This window comes from Xanthobacter lutulentifluminis (genome assembly GCF_043194675.2).
Taxonomy (GTDB): Bacteria; Pseudomonadota; Alphaproteobacteria; order Rhizobiales; family Xanthobacteraceae; genus Xanthobacter.
This window is the reverse complement of record NZ_CM195525.1, coordinates 525,530-540,416: the sequence shown is the minus strand read 5'-3', so window position 1 is coordinate 540,416 and position 14,887 is coordinate 525,530. Positions and strand designations below refer to the sequence as shown.

Genomic DNA, 14,887 nt, shown 5'->3' with positions numbered 1-14,887 from the left:
GATGCTGGAGGGCCCGAATGGCGGGATCAGCCGTTGCCGCGCGGGGCGGCAAACACCGCCTTGATCTCGGCAGCGACCTGCGCGGCATTCTCGTCGAGCACGAAGTGGCCGCTGTCGAGCCAGACCAGCTTCGCGTCGGGCAGGTCGCCCAGATAGGCGCGGGCGCCGGGCGGGATGAAAAACGGGTCGTGCCTGCCCCAGACGATCAGCGTCTTCGGCTGGTGCTCGCGGAAAGCCGCCTGCCACTGCGGATAGAGCGCGATGTTGCTCTTGTAGTTCTCGAGGAGGTCGACCTGATAGTCCTGTGTGCCAGGTCGATCGAGCAGCGCCTGATCGAGCACCCAGTTGTCCGGATTGATGGCTTCCGGTTCCTTTGCGCCCACCAGCCAGTGGAATTTCGTGCCTTCCAGGCTGACGAATTCGCGCGCCGCCTTCTCGGTTTCCGGCGTACGGTTCTCCCACAGCGGCAACAGCGCCTGCCTGGGCGCCTCGCCCACACCCTCGAGATAGGCATTGGCGTTCTGGATGATGAAGCCGCTCACCTGTGCAGGGCGGCGCGTAAACAGGCGAAAGCCGACCGGACCGCCGTAATCCTGCATGTAGAGGATGTACGAGGTCAGCCCCAGGACATCGACGAGTCCTTCGACATGGGCCGCCAGATTGTCGAAGGTATAGCTGAAGGTGTCGCGCGGCGGAGCATCCGAATGGCCGAAGCCGATGTAGTCGGGGGCGACGAGGTGAAAGGCGTCCGCCAGGGCGGGCATCAGGTCCCGGAACATCTGGCTGCTCGTCGGAAGGCCGTGCAGCAGCAGGATCGTTGGCGCCGCGGGATCACCGGCCTCGCGGTAGAAGACCTTTCGCCCGTTCACGACGGCGGTGCGGTGGTAGATCCGGCTGTTCATTGAATTGACCCCTTGTCGATCCGGGCTCGGGCGCCGCGCCGGCGCCGCCTTGATGACTGCATTTGTGGGGCTTTCCAAAATCGGGCGGAAGACGCTAAAATTGGGAAAGACCCTCCCATTCCCTGGAAGGCCATGGATCGCCTGGAAGCCATGTCGGTGCTGCTCTCGGCGGTGGAGAGCGGGAGCTTGTCGAAGGCGAGCCGGAAGCTCGGGCTGCCGCTGGCGACGGTCAGCCGCAGGGTCTCCGAGCTGGAAAATCACCTGAAGGCGACGCTGCTGGTGCGGTCGGCGAAGGGCCTGGAGCTGACGCCGACGGGGCGGTCATACGTCACGGCCGCGAAAGCCATTCTGGAGCAGTTGACCGAGGCGGAGCGTGCCGCCGCGGGGGAGTACACCGAGCCGAAGGGCGAACTTGTTGTGACCGCGCCGATCATGTTCGGCCGGCTCCACGTTCTGCCGGTGGTGACGCGCTTCCTGGATGCCTATCCCGAAGTGGCGGTCGGTCTTGTCTTCACGGATCGGGTCACGCATTTCCTGGATGATCAGGTCGATGTCGCGCTCCGCATCGGCGCCCTGCCGGACAGCAGCCTGATTGCCTCCCGGCTCGGAACGGTGCGGCATGTGGTGTGCGCAAGCCCCGATTACCTGGCCTCGAACGGGATCCCCGCGACGCTCGATGACCTTGCGCGGCACCGCGTGATCTCGTTCCAGAGCGTGTCCGCGCTGAGCACCTGGGATTTTCAGGCCGATGGCGTCGACGTCGCCGCCTCGTTTCGCTCGCGGCTCAGCGTCAACACCATCGATGCGGCGATTGAAGCCGCTCTATCCGGCGCGGGCCTCGTCCGAGCGGTTTCCTACCAGGTGTTCGATCACGTCCGGAACGGCAAGCTCGTCATCGTGCTCGATGCCTTTGCACCCCCGCCGCGGCCTGTGCATCTCGTCTACGACAAGCAGAACCGGCTGCCGCTGAAGCTTCGTGCGTTTGTCGACTTCGTCGTTCCCCGGCTGCGCGAGCGCATAACGAGTGCGGCCGTGTTGAGCTTCGACGCGGCCTAGCGGGCTTGGGGTTCGATATCGTCGCTGACGACAGCTTCACCACGAAGCGGGGGAAGGATGCGGTGGGACAGCAAGGCGACCGCGCGCAATTCCGATCGGCGCCGGCGGGACACGTGATGACCTCGCGCTCCTGCCTTCTCCGCGCGCTCGGGGAGTGACGGCTTCGATGCGACCATGAAGGAGACCGCAAAATCCTTGTAGCTATCTGATTTTATTGGTGGGCCCGGAGGGACTCGAACCCCCAACCAGACCGTTATGAGCGGTCAGCTCTAACCATTGAGCTACAGGCCCGGCACGGCGCCGCGGAAACGGGTCGGCCTTGGAAAGCTGCTGTAGCAATCCCACCGCCGGCGAACAACCGCATCGGCGGCACGGCGCGCCGCGAGAGCGTGCAAAAGGCGTGGATGCCCGCCGGGCTGCCCGTGTCCGCCGCAATGGCGCCGCCTTCGCAGGGTCGTCTGCGGCGCGGACAAGGTCCTGAAACAGCGAAGGGTTCCCGATCATGCCTCATCTTCCGTCCGCCCCGGCGTCAGCTCCGCGCGCGCGGCGCCGCATGTTCGCGTCGGCGGTGGCCCTTGCGCTGCTGAGCGGCGGGCCGGCCGCGGCCGCCACGCTCACCGTGGTGGGCGAGGCGCGGATGACCGCGCCGCCGGACATGGCGGTCCTCACCACCGGCACCGTCTCCACCGCCAAGACCGCGGACGACGCCCTTGCCGCCAATTCCAAGGCGGTGACCGAGGTGATCGCCGCGCTCAAGGCGCAGGGCATCCCGGCCAACGACATCGCCACCTCCAACTTTTCCATCCAGCCCCAGTACGTCTACCCGCAGCAGGGCTCGCGAGAGCCGCCGAAGCTCGCCGGCTTCGAGGTGCGCAACGGCGTGCGCGTGACGGTGCGCGACCTCGCCAGGCTCGGCCCGCTCCTGGACAAGGCGGTGCAGTCGGGCGCGAACCAGGCGTCGGGCCTCTCCTTCTCCCTCGCCGAGCCGGAGAAGATCGAGCGCGAGGCGCGGGTGGCCGCCGTCAAGGATGCCATGGAGCAGGCGCGCGTGCTCGCCGAGGCGGCCGGCCTGCGGCTCACGCGCATCACATCCATCCAGCCCGAGGGGCCGGCCGGCGTGCCGGTGATGCCCGCGCCCATGATGATGAAGGCCGAGGCCGCCCGCATGAGCGTGCCGGTGGAGGCGGGCGAGGTGGAGATGCGCGCCCGCATGGTGGTGGTCTACGAGGCCGAGCCGCGCTGAGCCCGCGCGTCGCGCCGCGGCCCTGCCCGGCGCGACGCCGCAGTGCAGCAGGAATATTGACCGAATCGGGTGCGACGCTGCGGTTTCCGGCGTATGCACGGAGGCGAAGCAACTCACCTCCCCGTCCAAGGGGCCTGTCGCGGGTAAGCTCATGTCCTCTCGCTGGGGTTGGCAGATGCCGCCGGTGGCCGGCGCATCGACGGGACGGCGCGTCCAGTACGCCGCTCTGCCCTATCGCGTGCGCCGCGACGGCGAGGTGCAGATCCGCCTCATCACCTCCCGCGAGACGCGCCGCTGGGTGATCCCCAAGGGCTGGCCCATCAAGGGCCTCACCCCGCCAAAGACGGCGGCGCGGGAGGCCTATGAGGAGGCTGGGCTCGTGGGCGTGATCTCGCGCGAGCCGCTGGGCCTCTACACCTACGAGAAGCGGCTCGGCACGCGTTCCGTGCTGTGCGACGTGCTGGTGTTTCCGCTCAAGGTGAAGCGCTCGCTGCAGAAATGGCCGGAGCGGTTCCAGCGTTACGGGTTCTGGTTCTCCATCGACAGCGCCGCCGCCGCCGTTCAGGAGGAGGACCTGTCCGAGCTCATCCGGGCCTTCGGCGGTGTCATGGCCCGCCAGTGGGCGGCCAAGCAGAGCGAGAAGTCGGAAGAGGCGGGCGCCCGCGGCAAGGACGGCAAGCCGGGCCGTTCGCCGGCGGATCTGGACGCCGCCGCGCCGAAGAAGGCGAAGGCCGCCAAGGGCAAGAACGCGGACCGGACCGGCGCTGCCGGGACGGCCGGCGAGATCGTGCCGCCGGGCGGCGGTTCCGCCTCCGCCGCGCCGGCGCCGGACACCACCGCACCCGCCGAAAAGGCCGGCCATCCCAAGAAGATGTCGGGTGGCAAGGCCGCCCGGACCATTGCCGCGCCGGTCGCGTCGGACGCCGGCGAGCGGCAGGCCGCTGGGACGCAGGATGCGGATGGTGCCCGGCCGAAGCGCGCCAAAGCCAAGGCGGGCAACGGAAAGAACGACAAGGCGGCGGCCGTCCCGGACCTGACGGAGGCACGGGACCGGTCGTCTGCCGGACGGGACGTGGGCGAGGAGGCGCGCCCGGCGGCCGAATCAGCCGCTGCCGATCCTGCCGGCGCCAAGGCCAAGGTCGGCAAGGCGCCGGCGGCCAAGGCCAAGCCGGAAAAGGCCAAGCCGGAAAAGGCGAAGGCCGACGAGGCGAAGCTTGCCGGACGCGAGCCGGGAGGAGAAGCGGCCGGCCCCGTGCCGGTCGCGGCCAAGCTCGATCAGGCCGGGATCGGGAAGGCGGGGCCGGATAGCGGCAAGGCCGCCAAGGCCAAGCCGGCCAAGGCCAAGTCGAACAAGCTCAAATCCGCCAAGGTCAAACCGGTCAAGGCCAAGCTCGCGAAGGCAAAAGCCGCCGGGACGAAGCCGGATGAGGACGAGCCGACCGAGGCCGGGCCCACGGTATCGCAGCTGGAAAAGCCCAAGCGTCGGTCGTGACGGCGCGCGCCGCGCCCATCACCAAGGCGCGGTGGACAGCGACGCGCGCAGGAAGCGCTGCGAAGACACGTGGCTGACGAGCCGATCCGAGCCGGGAATCCGCTCCATCCGCAGCGCGGCCCGTGCTGGCGATCTCATGCCGTGGCGCCGCATCCGGCCGCAGCCTCATCCGGCCGCAACCTCATCGTAGGCGCCCTCAGCCTCGGACTTCTGCCGGCTCGCGCCGGCAACGGACGCGCGTGCGCGGCTTGTCTCCGTGGAGATTTCACCGGCGTCGCGCCGGCGGGCCGGCCCCTTAAACGAAGCGGGCGGCCCGCCGTGGAAGGCAGGGCCGCCCGTTGGGTGAAGCTGCGGGATGCGCCGTTCCTGCGCACCCCGGTTGGGAGTTCAGTCCGCCGGCTGCACCGCGCGGCGGTACAGGTGCCAGGTGGCGTGCCCCAGCACCGGCAGCACCACGACCAGCCCCAGCAGGCAGGGCAGCGCGCCGACGACGAGCAGCGCCACCACCGTCACGCCGAAGGCGATCATCGGCCCGGGGCTCATCAGCACCGCCTGCACGCTGGTGATCATGGCGGTGACCACGTCCACGTCGCGGTCCATCAGCAGCGGGAACGACACCACCGTGATGGAGAACAGCCCGAGCGCGAGCGCGGCGCCCACCACGTGGCCCACCGCGAGGAAGCTCAGCCCGTCCGGGGTATGCAGCACCACCTGGATGAACTCCTTCAGCGTGCCGAAGGAGGCGAAGCCGAGGAAAAGGGCGAGCAGCAGCCGCACCTGGTACATCCAGATGATGAAGGCGAAGATGGTGACGAACGCCATCCACCCCAGCTCACGCTGGCGCTGCGCGAAGACGGTGGACATCACATGGCTGAAGGTGGGCGTGCGGCCTCCCTCGATCTCCCGGCTCACGTCATAGAGGCCGGCCGCCACGAACGGGCCGATGAGCACCGAGCCGGCGAACAGCGGATAGGCCAGATAGCCGATGTCGAGCGCGAACACGCAGGACAGGATGAGGATGCCGCCGAAGGCATAGATGGCGCCGAAGAAGGCGCCGATGGCCGGCGCGCGGTTGAAATCCTGCACGCCGGCGAGCAGCGACGCCTTCACATCCGCGAACGTGATGGCCCGGACGACGGGCGCTCTCGACACGGCTGGCGCCGGCTGATCGATAACATTGGCCATGGTCTCACTCCCTGAGGGGCCCTGAGGGCCGCCTTCTGCTTTTGGTCAGAGAGTGCGGGCGTGCCGGGGGGGTGTAAAGGGTTTTATGCGACGTCCTGCCTCAGGACGTCTTGCCCTAGGACAACATGTCGCAGAACCGGGCGCGGCAATCCAGCCGCCCGTCCGCCGCCGGCCGCAACGTCAGTTGGTGAGCATGTCGATGCGGGCCGTCGCCATGCGGATGCGCCCCGCGAGCAGCACGGCAAGGTTGCGGATGATGCGGTCCGCCCCGGCCGGATGCAGCCCGGCGAAGGCGTGGAACTGGTCGCGCGTCAGCTCCAGGCACACCACCTCCGTGTCGGCGAAGATGTCCGCGGTGCGGGGCTCGTCGATCAGCGCCAGCTCGCCGAACACCATGCCCGGCGCGAACGTGGCGAGGCGGGCGTCCGCCACCGAATGGGCGCTCGCCATGCCGCGCAGCAGGAAATAGACGTGGGAGGAAGCGTCGCTGGCCGCGAGGATGCGCGTGCCAACCGGGAAGCTCACCCGCGTGCCGAGGCGGGCGAGGTCGGCGATCTCCTCCGGCGAGAGGCCGGCGAGCAGCGCCTGCCGGCTCAGGTCGGCCTCCACCCCCACCTGGGCGAAGCCGCCGTGGCGATAGACGATCTGGTCCTCCGCCCATTCCACCGCCGCGTCGTAGCTCGGGAAGATGCGCACCCGCACGCCTTCGTCCCTGAGCGCGCGCAGCTGCGCGCCGAGCGGGGCGGCCACGTCCACGCCGGCGATGACGGCGGTGGTGGAGGGCGGCAGCTGGCCCTTCAGCATGCCGGTGAGCAGCCGCAGGCCCGCATCGGTGATGGTGGAGACCCGGTGCAGGTTGAGGATGAGGAATTCGGGGACGCTCGCGGGGTCGGTGAGGCGGCGGGTCACGTAGTCCATGGTGGCGAGCGAGAGCTTGCCCGCCAGCTCCAGCACGCGGATGGCGCCGGAGCGGGCCTGCAGGATCGCCTGGGCATGGGGCTGGCGGCCGGGCTTGGGCGGCACGGTGCGGAAGTCGTAGTCCGCCGCCACGCTGGTGCGCACGTCGTCCCGGCGCGAGAGCAGGTGCAGGTCGAACGCCTCCGACAGCGCCGCGCAGGTGCGGATGCCGCGCACGCTGTTGCCGTGGGCGTCGAGCCGGGGCGAGAACACGCCGAGCCCGAGCTGGGAGGGCAAAGCGGCAAGGATGCCGCCGCCGACACCGCTCTTGGCCGGCACGCCCACGCGGTAGATCCACTCTCCGGCGAAGTCGTACATGCCGGAGGAGATCATCACCGCCAGCGTGCGGGCGACCGCATAGTTGGAGGCCACCTGCTCGCCGGTGACGGGGTTCACGCCGTGGTTGGCGAAGGTGGCGCCCATCACCGCGAGATCGCGGGCGTTCACCAGCACGGAGCACTGCCGGAAGTAGGTGTCGAGCACATGGTCCACCTCGCCGCGCACGCCGCCGTAGGTGCGCAGGAGATAGGCGATGGCGCGATTGCGGTCGCCGGTCTGGCGCTCGGATTCGAACACCGCCTCGTCCACCCCCAGCGTGCGCCCGGCGAACCGCCCCAGGGTGGAGCGGATAAGCTCGAACGCCTCGTCCCCCGCCGCATCGGCGATGAGGCCGCAGCAGGCGATGGCGCCGGCGTTCACCATGGCATTGAACGGCCGGTTGTCGGCCTTCAGGCGGATGGAGTTGAACGCCTCGCCGCTTGGCTCCACGCCGATCGTCGCCTCCACCCGCTCCGGGCCGAGCATGTCGAGGGCGAGAGCGAAGACGATGGCCTTGGAGATGGACTGGATGGTGAAGGGAACCGCCGTGTCGCCGGTCTCGTAGACGTAGCCATCGGTGGTGGCGACGGCGATGCCGAACTGGTCGGGATCGGCCTTGCCCAGCTCCGGGATGTAGGAGGCGACCTCGCCCTCGTCCAGCGACACGAACCGCGCGTGGGCGTCGCGGATGGCGCGCAGCAGGGGCGTTTCGAGGGGCGCGGAAGAGGACGGGGGCAGAATCGGCACGGCAGCGGGCTCCTGGATCGCACCGCCAAGTGAAGGCGCCTGCCGCATTTATTGCAACGCCGAAGCGCGCGTCCTTTGGTCCGGGGCGGTTCTTTGCGATGCAGCGGGGGACGGAGGGGCGCTGAGGACAGGCCCCGGCGGTCAGACGACAAGCGCCGGCGGAACCCGCGGGGCAGACGACCGCGCCCGTTGCCGGCATGCGCAGCAGGGCGGACGGGGCGCCTGCCCCCCGCCGACCGAGGCTCAGTTGCGGCGCAGCCGGGCGACGAAGGCGGCGATGGCGGCCTTGCAGGGGGCTAGCACCTCCTCGCGCTGGTCCTTCAGGCACTGGAGCAGGGCGGCATCGTCCGACTGGTCGGGACACAGCTTCGGCGCATCCACGGCGCAGGCGGCGCGCAGGGCCCGCCCCTCGGAGGGGCTCACCGGCTGCATCGGCGCCTGCGCGCCCGCCGGAGACGCGACGGCGAGGCCGATCGCAGCGACGGAGAGGAGCATGCGGGCGGGGCGGGGCATAAGGCGGTCCTGTCTGCGCTGCGCGGCGAGGCCGGATTCGTCAGCCATCGACCCCCCTACATCCTCAATCGCCGATCCGCCAGAGGGGCCACACCCCAGCTTCCGGGAACCGGCTCTTGCCGCGGGCAGCGCCCGGCCGGGGAGGGCGTTCCAAGGAGGCCGGCGGAACCGACCTTTCCCGTGCCGGCCCGGTCGCCTGCCGCGACGCGCAGGGAGCGTGGCTGCCGATCTCGCGGCGCCACCCGGGGCACCATCGCCCGAACTGTCGCGCGTGGCCCATCGCATCCCGGAGAGCCGGCTCCGCCGACCTGCGGGGAGGGGCGGGCACCGTCGTCGGGCACCAAGAGCGCGCCTCCCGCGGCCGGCAGCACGCCGGCCCGGCGGAGGCGCGCATCGGCCGCGCAGGGGATCGGCTGGCGCGGCCACGCGTGCCGTCTTCGGAGGCGTCGGTCCGAAGCGCCGCGGCGGGCCGCCACCCGCCTCCGGGATACGCCGACCGGAAAGCCGCAGCGGGGAGGCGGTTGGTGGCCGGCATTGGCGCGGGCGCCGTCATGGGGGCGAAGATCCGCGCATGGCCACACTGCCCGGAGCCGGGCATCTGCGTCCCGGGCCTTGCCCCGGCCCCGGGCCCCTCACCCCGGCAGGGTGGTGCCGCTGATCTGGGCGTAGAGCCGGGCCACGGAGGCATCGTCGTCGCGGCCCATGCCGGCGCCGGAGGCGGCGAGGAACATCTGCAGCGCTGCGGCGGCGACCGGTACCGGGAAGCGCGCGGTCCGGGCCATGTCCTGGATGATGCCGAGGTCCTTCACGAAGATGTCCACCGCGCTGCGGGGCGTGTAGTCGCCCTCCAGCACGTGGGGCATGCGGTTCTCGAACATCCAGCTGTTGCCGGCCGAGGCGGTGATGACCTCGTAGACCTTCTTCAGGTCCAGCCCCTGCCGGGCGGCGAACGCCATGGCCTCGGACGCGGCGGCGATGTGCACGCCGGCCAGCAGCTGGTTGATCATCTTGAACGCCGCGCCGGCCCCGGCCGCGTCGCCCAGAGCATAGACCTTGGCCGCCATGGCATCGAGGGCGGGCCTTGCCTTGGCGAAGGCGGCCGGCGTTCCCGAGGCGAGGATGGTCAGCGCGCCTTCGGCCGCCCGCTGCGCGCCGCCGCTGATGGGGGCATCCAGATAGTGCCGGCCGGTGGCCTCCAGACGCGAGGCGAGGCTGCGCGCCGCCTCCGGGTCCATGGTGGCGCTGGAGATGAACACCGCGCCTTCCGGCAGGGTCTGCGCCACGCCGCCGGGGCCGAACAGGATGGCCTCGGTCTGCGCGGCGTTCACCACCACACTCACCACCATGTCGGCGCCGGCTGCGGCCTCGGCGGGATTGGCGGCGCCGCGGCCACCGGCGGCGGTGAAGCGCGCAACCGCCTCGGCGCCCACGTCGCAGCCGGCGACGTCCAGCCCGGCGCGCAGCAGCGACTGGGCCATTCCGAATCCCATGGAGCCGAGCCCCACCACGCCGGCACGGCGGGGGGCGGCGTGCGTTTCCTGTTGTGTGGTCATTGCGCTCATCCCTTCCGGAGGCGTGCGACGCGCGGGCCTGCCGCCCGGCGCCGGCTCCGTTGTAAAGTTTGCGCGGGCGCGGATCAAATCGTTTAAGGTGAGGCGGATGGCACGCCGCCGAACGCAGTGCGGGAGCTGTTGCGCGCGGGGGCGCGGTCCGGTTTGCTGGCACCCCCGCCGGCGCGGGCGCACGAAACGGGGGAGGGGAGGGGGCCATGGACGAGAGCAGGCTGCGCGAGGAGATCTGCCGGTTCGGCCGCTCCCTGTTCGAGCGCGGGCTGACGCCGGGCTCCTCCGGCAACATCAGCGTGCTGCTCGACGACGGCGGCTGGCTGGTGACGCCCACCAACGCCTCCCTCGGCTTCCTCGATCCCGCGCGCATCTCGCGGCTGGACGGGGCCGGGCGCCTCGTCTCGGGCGATGCGCCCACCAAGGAGATCCCGCTCCACGGCGCGCTCTATGACACGCGCGGCTCGGCGCGGGCCATCGTGCACCTGCACTCCACCCATGCGGTGGCGCTCACCATGCTGCCGGAGATCGATCCCCGCGCCGCCCTGCCGCCCATGACGCCCTATTGCCTGATGCGGGCCGGCCAGACGGCGCTGCTCCCTTATTACCGTCCCGGCGATCCGGCGGTCGCCGATGCCATCAAGGGTCTGGCGGGGCGCTATTCCTCGGTGCTGCTCGCCAACCACGGGCCGGTGGTGGCGGGCGACACGCTGGAGGCGGCGGTGTTCGCCACCGAGGAGCTGGAGGAGACGGCGAAGCTCTACCTGCTGCTGCGCGGCCTCAACCCGCGCTATCTCTCGCCGCAGCAGGTGGACGACCTGGTGCGGGTGTTCGGCCTCACCCTGCCGGCGCCGGACGCGCACGATCACCACCATCCCCACGGGCCGCGCTGAAACGACTGCGGCGCCCGGCCCAAACGCCTGCGGCGCCCCGGAGGTCCGGAGCGCCGCGCGGTCTTCAGCGAGGAGAGGGGTTCAGTAGACGCCGGCGGCGCGCTGCTGGGCCGGCTGCTGCGGCTTGGGCGCCGCCGGCTTGGGGGCGGACGCGGTGGCGCCATCCTTCGGCTTGGGTTTCTGCGCGTTCTTCTGCTGCGCGCCCTGCGGCTTGGCGCCGTTGGCGGGCAGCGCGGCGACCGTCACCTTGGGCGCCTTGTCCATGGCGACGAGGTCGGAAATCGTGCCGAACTTGTAGCCCTTGGCGATGAGATCATCGATCACGCGCGGCATGGCGGCGACGGTGGTCGGGTAGATGTCGTGGGAGAGCACGATGGCACCCGGCTTCACCTGCGCCATGATGGCGTCGTAGACGGCCTGGGTGTTGCGGTTCTTCCAGTCGTTCGGGTCCACCGCCCAGTTGACGATGGTCAGGCCGTACTTGTCCTCGATGTAGGTGCGCAGCGTCGGCTTCATGGAGCCGTAGGGCGGGCGCAGGTAGATGGGCTTCTTGCCGGTGACCTGGAAGATGGCCTCGGAGGTGTTGCCCAGCTCCTTGTCCACGCCGGCCTGGCTGATGCGGGTCAGCTGCGGATGGCTCCAGGAGTGGCTGCCGATCTCGTGGCCCTCGTCGGCGATCATCTTCAGCACCTCGGGGTGCTTGGCCACCATGTTGCCGAGCACGAAGAAGGTAGCCTTGACGTTGCGCTCGCGCAGGATCTGCAGCAGCTGCGGGGTGGTCTCGGGGCTCGGGCCGTCGTCGAACGTCAGGGCGATGTAATTGCCCTCCAGGTTGAACGACTTGTACGTGTAGCCCTTGCGCGGGGTGGCGGCGGGGGCCGGCGCCGGGGCGGGAGCGGGCGCCGCGGCGGGGGCTGCGACGGCGGCCGCAACCTGCTTGCCCTGGGCCTGCCCCGACTGCTGGGCCGGCTGGCCGATGGACTGGGTGGTGGCCGGGCCGTCGTCCTTCGGCGCCTTCAGCATGGGACCGATGATGGCCCCCACGCCCACAGCGCTCGCGACCACAAAACCAGAGACGATGAGAAGTGGCTTCACGGCGTCGGCATCCCGGAATGAATTCTGTTCCCGTTCAACCTCACGCGTTTTTGTGGATAAATCGTGAAGCGCAGCCGTTGCGGCGCCTAAATTGATGAATTCCGCAACGTCAATTGATCCCCGCCGGCCGGATCGGTGGTGGATACTACCTCCACGCCGCCGGCATCAGCGCTGCAGGCCCCACCGCCGCACCGTGCGCTGCTCCACCGCGCGGAACAGGGCTTCCACCGCGAGGCCGATCAGGATCACCGTCACGAGGCCGGCGAACACGCGGTCGGTGAGCAGCTCGTTGCGGCTGCGGTAGACGAACCAGCCGAGCCCGCCCGAGCGGGAGGAGACGCCGAACACCAGCTCCGCCGCGATCAGGGTGCGCCACGCGAACGCCCAGGCGATGCGCAGGCCGGACAGCAGCGATGGCAGGGCGGCGGGCACGAGGATCAGCGCCACATAGGCCGGGCCCTTCAGGCCGTAGTTCCGGCCGACCAGCCGCTGCGTCTCCGGCACCTGCTCGAAGCCGGTGAGGGCGGCGAGGGCGAACGGCCACAGCACGGCGTGGACCATCACCAGCAGCAGGCTCGCCTCGCCGAGGCCGAGCCACAGCATGGCCAGCGGCAGGAGCGCGATGGCCGGCAGCGGATTGAACATGGCGGTGAGGGTCAGCAGCACCTCGCGCACGAACGGCACCGCGATGGCCACCGACACGAAGGCGAGCCCCAGCGCCACGGCCAGCGCATAACCCTTCACCAGCACGGTGAGGGAGGCGATGGCAGCGGGCAGCAGGTCCTCGTGGGTCAGCGCCTCCACCAGCGCCGAGGCGGTGGCGGTGAAGGTGGGGAACAGCAGCGGATTGTTCTGCAGCGTCGCCGCGACCTGCCAGATCACCGCCATGCCCGCCAGCACCACGGCGCGGCGCACCAGCGTGACCTGCCACACCCGTCCGGCCACCGCCGCGAGGCGGGCACCGGGGGCGGGCGGGACAGCGGTGGCGGACGCGGGCGCCGGCGCCGGGATGCCCGCCGCAGGCGCGGGCGAGGCCGTGATGCCGGAGACAGTCACGTCAGACATGTCGGCCTCCGCCGGCAAAGAGAAGGGCATCCACATCGCGCACAACGGCCTCGAACGCAGAGGTGCCGCGATCCGCAAGGCCGAGGCCGGCGGTCTCGAAGGTGGCGATGGTGCGCCCGGGATGGGCGGCCAGAAGATGCAGCCGGGTGCCGACCAGCACCGCCTCGTCGATGGCGTGGGTGACGAACACCAGCGTGAAGCGCTGCTCCTCCGCCAGCGCCAGCAGGTCTTCCTGCAGGGTGCGGCGGGTGAGGGCATCGAGCGCGGCGAACGGCTCGTCCATCAGCAGCACCTGCGGCTCGGCCGCGAGCGCCCGGGCGATGGCCGCGCGCTGCTTCATGCCGCCGGACAGGGTGTGGGGATAGGCATCGAGGGCGCGGGCAAGGCCCACCTTCACCAGCGCAGCCTCGGCCCGCTCGCGCGCCTCCCGGGCCGGCATGCGGCGGGCGACGCGCAGGGGAAACGCCACATTGTCGCGCACGCTCTTCCACGGCAGGAGCTGGTCGAATTCCTGGAACACCACCACCCGGTCCGGCCCCGGCCCGGCCACCGGCGCGCCGCGCACCTCCACCGTGCCCGCGGTCGGCCTGATGAAGCCGGCCAGCGCCTTGAGGATGGAGGACTTGCCGCAGCCCGAGGGTCCCAGCAGCACCAGTCGCTCGCCCTCGGCGACGGAGAAGCTCACGTCCTCCACCGCGCGCAAGCGCCCGGCGGGGCTCGCATACTCGAGGGTGAGGCCGCGCGCCGCCAGCACCGGACGGGCGGGCGCGGGGGGCGGCGGGGGCAGGGACTGCACGGGGGCGGCGGTCATGGCGTCCTCAGCTTCCCGAGGCCGCGTGCAGATCCTCGAAGGTGAATTCCTTCCAGCTCGTCGGCTTGGCCTTGATGGCGCCGATGCGGTTGAGGAAATCCGCGAACTTCAGCGTGCCGAGGGGCACGGTGGTGTACTGCACCTCGGGATCCGACAGCACCTCGGCGATGAAGGCCGGATCGAGCCTGGACTGCTCGACCTTCACATAGATCGCGGCCGCCTCCTTCTTGTTGGCCTCCACCCATTTGGTGGCCTCGTTGAAGGCATCCACGAAGGCCTTGTAGGTCTTCGGGTTCTCGGCGCGGAACTTGACCGTGGCATAGGCGACGGTGGGGGTCGCGGGGCCGCCGAGCACGTCATAGGACGACAGCACCTTGTGCACCTTGGGGTCCTTGAGCGCCTGGTTCTGGAACGGCGGGTTGGACAGGTGGGCGGTGATCTCGGTGCCGCCGGCGATGAGGGCGGCGGTGGCGTCGGGGTGGGGCAGCGTCACCATCAGGTTGTCGAGCTTCCTGGCATTGCCCGGCCCGAACGCCTGCTCCGCCGCCATCTGCAGGATGCGCGCCTGCACCGACACGCCGGCGGCCGGGGTGGCGACGCGGTCCTTCTCGGTGAAGTCGGCGATGGTCTTCACGTTCGGATTGTTGGTGAGCAGGAAGTTCGGCTGCGCCCCGAACGCCCCGACGATCTTGACCTCGTTGGCGGTGCCGCGGGTCTTGTCCCACAGGATGAGGAACGGGCCGATGCCGGCGGAGGCGATGTCGATGGTGCCGGCGAGCAGCGCGTCATTGATGGCGGCGCCGCCGGACAGGCGGGTCCATTCCACCTTGATGTCGATGCCGAGCGCCTTGCCGTGCTTCTCGATGAGGCCCTGGTCCTTCATCACGTGGAACGGCGTGTAGAGCGTGCCGAACTGCTGAGAGATGCGCAGCAGCCCCTCCGCACGGGCGGGCAGCGCGCCGAGGGTGGCGCCGAGGGCGATGCCGGCGGCCGCGAGGCCGAGCAGGGAGCGGCGGGCGAGGGAACGGCGGATCATGGTTGTTCTCCT

General features: G+C 70.4%; 13 protein-coding genes and 1 tRNA gene. 4 read left to right on the top strand and 10 right to left on the bottom strand.

Annotated elements, in window-relative coordinates; genetic code table 11:
* Positions 1–26: 26 nt before the first annotated feature.
* Positions 27–902 carry an alpha/beta fold hydrolase gene (locus V5F49_RS02405; protein ID WP_394114769.1) on the bottom strand — a complete coding sequence of 292 codons (876 nt, stop codon included), beginning with the start codon at positions 900–902 and terminating at the stop codon, positions 27–29.
* A gap of 132 nt (positions 903–1,034) precedes the next feature.
* On the opposite strand from V5F49_RS02405, the gene V5F49_RS02400 reads away from it, so the two are divergent.
* A complete protein-coding gene (locus V5F49_RS02400) occupies positions 1,035–1,958 on the top strand; it encodes a LysR family transcriptional regulator (protein WP_394114770.1) in 924 nt (307 codons plus the stop codon).
* A gap of 215 nt (positions 1,959–2,173) precedes the next feature.
* Here the strand turns inward: V5F49_RS02400 and V5F49_RS02395 are convergent.
* Positions 2,174–2,249: transfer RNA gene (locus V5F49_RS02395), tRNA-Ile, on the bottom strand.
* Between the two features lie 262 nt (positions 2,250–2,511).
* Here V5F49_RS02395 and V5F49_RS02390 point away from each other — a divergent pair.
* Entirely contained in the window at positions 2,512–3,201 is a 690-nt protein-coding gene (locus V5F49_RS02390; RefSeq protein WP_394114771.1) for an SIMPL domain-containing protein, read from the top strand.
* A gap of 151 nt (positions 3,202–3,352) precedes the next feature.
* The gene (locus tag V5F49_RS02385; RefSeq protein ID WP_394114772.1) at positions 3,353–4,693 is read left to right on the top strand and encodes an NUDIX domain-containing protein; all 1,341 of its coding nucleotides are present in this window, start codon (positions 3,353–3,355) and stop codon (positions 4,691–4,693) included.
* 387 nt (positions 4,694–5,080) lie between these two features.
* Here the strand turns inward: V5F49_RS02385 and V5F49_RS02380 are convergent, their stop codons facing one another.
* The 4 genes from V5F49_RS02380 to ltnD form a co-directional block, all read right to left on the bottom strand.
* Positions 5,081–5,878, bottom strand: a complete 798-nt coding sequence (locus tag V5F49_RS02380) for a DUF2189 domain-containing protein (RefSeq protein ID WP_394114773.1) — start codon at positions 5,876–5,878, stop codon at positions 5,081–5,083.
* 180 nt (positions 5,879–6,058) lie between these two features.
* Positions 6,059–7,948, bottom strand: coding sequence for a glutaminase A (gene glsA / locus V5F49_RS02375; protein ID WP_394114774.1), 1,890 nt, complete (start codon positions 7,946–7,948; stop codon positions 6,059–6,061).
* 195 nt (positions 7,949–8,143) lie between these two features.
* A complete protein-coding gene (locus tag V5F49_RS02370) occupies positions 8,144–8,461 on the bottom strand; it encodes a hypothetical protein (protein WP_509210735.1) in 318 nt (105 codons plus the stop codon).
* A gap of 584 nt (positions 8,462–9,045) precedes the next feature.
* Entirely contained in the window at positions 9,046–9,975 is a 930-nt protein-coding gene (gene ltnD / locus V5F49_RS02365) for an L-threonate dehydrogenase (protein WP_394114776.1), read from the bottom strand.
* 206 nt (positions 9,976–10,181) lie between these two features.
* Between ltnD and otnC the strand changes: the two genes are divergently transcribed.
* A complete protein-coding gene (gene otnC / locus V5F49_RS02360) occupies positions 10,182–10,868 on the top strand; it encodes a 3-oxo-tetronate 4-phosphate decarboxylase (RefSeq protein ID WP_394114777.1) in 687 nt (228 codons plus the stop codon).
* 81 nt (positions 10,869–10,949) lie between these two features.
* Here the strand turns inward: otnC and V5F49_RS02355 are convergent, their stop codons facing one another.
* The 4 genes from V5F49_RS02355 to V5F49_RS02340 all read right to left on the bottom strand — a co-directional run bounded on the left by V5F49_RS02355 (position 10,950) and on the right by V5F49_RS02340 (position 14,875).
* Positions 10,950–11,963: a polysaccharide deacetylase family protein gene (locus V5F49_RS02355; protein WP_394114778.1), complete on the bottom strand. Its 1,014-nt coding sequence runs from the start codon at positions 11,961–11,963 to the stop codon at positions 10,950–10,952.
* 165 nt (positions 11,964–12,128) lie between these two features.
* Positions 12,129–13,028, bottom strand: a complete 900-nt coding sequence (locus V5F49_RS02350; protein ID WP_394114779.1) for an ABC transporter permease — start codon at positions 13,026–13,028, stop codon at positions 12,129–12,131.
* Positions 13,021–13,839: an ABC transporter ATP-binding protein gene (locus V5F49_RS02345; RefSeq protein WP_394114780.1), complete on the bottom strand. Its 819-nt coding sequence runs from the start codon at positions 13,837–13,839 to the stop codon at positions 13,021–13,023. Before V5F49_RS02345 ends, V5F49_RS02350 begins: the two co-directional genes overlap by 8 nt.
* A gap of 7 nt (positions 13,840–13,846) precedes the next feature.
* Positions 13,847–14,875 carry an ABC transporter substrate-binding protein gene (locus V5F49_RS02340; RefSeq protein ID WP_394114781.1) on the bottom strand — a complete coding sequence of 343 codons (1,029 nt, stop codon included), beginning with the start codon at positions 14,873–14,875 and terminating at the stop codon, positions 13,847–13,849.
* Positions 14,876–14,887 lie beyond the last annotated feature (12 nt).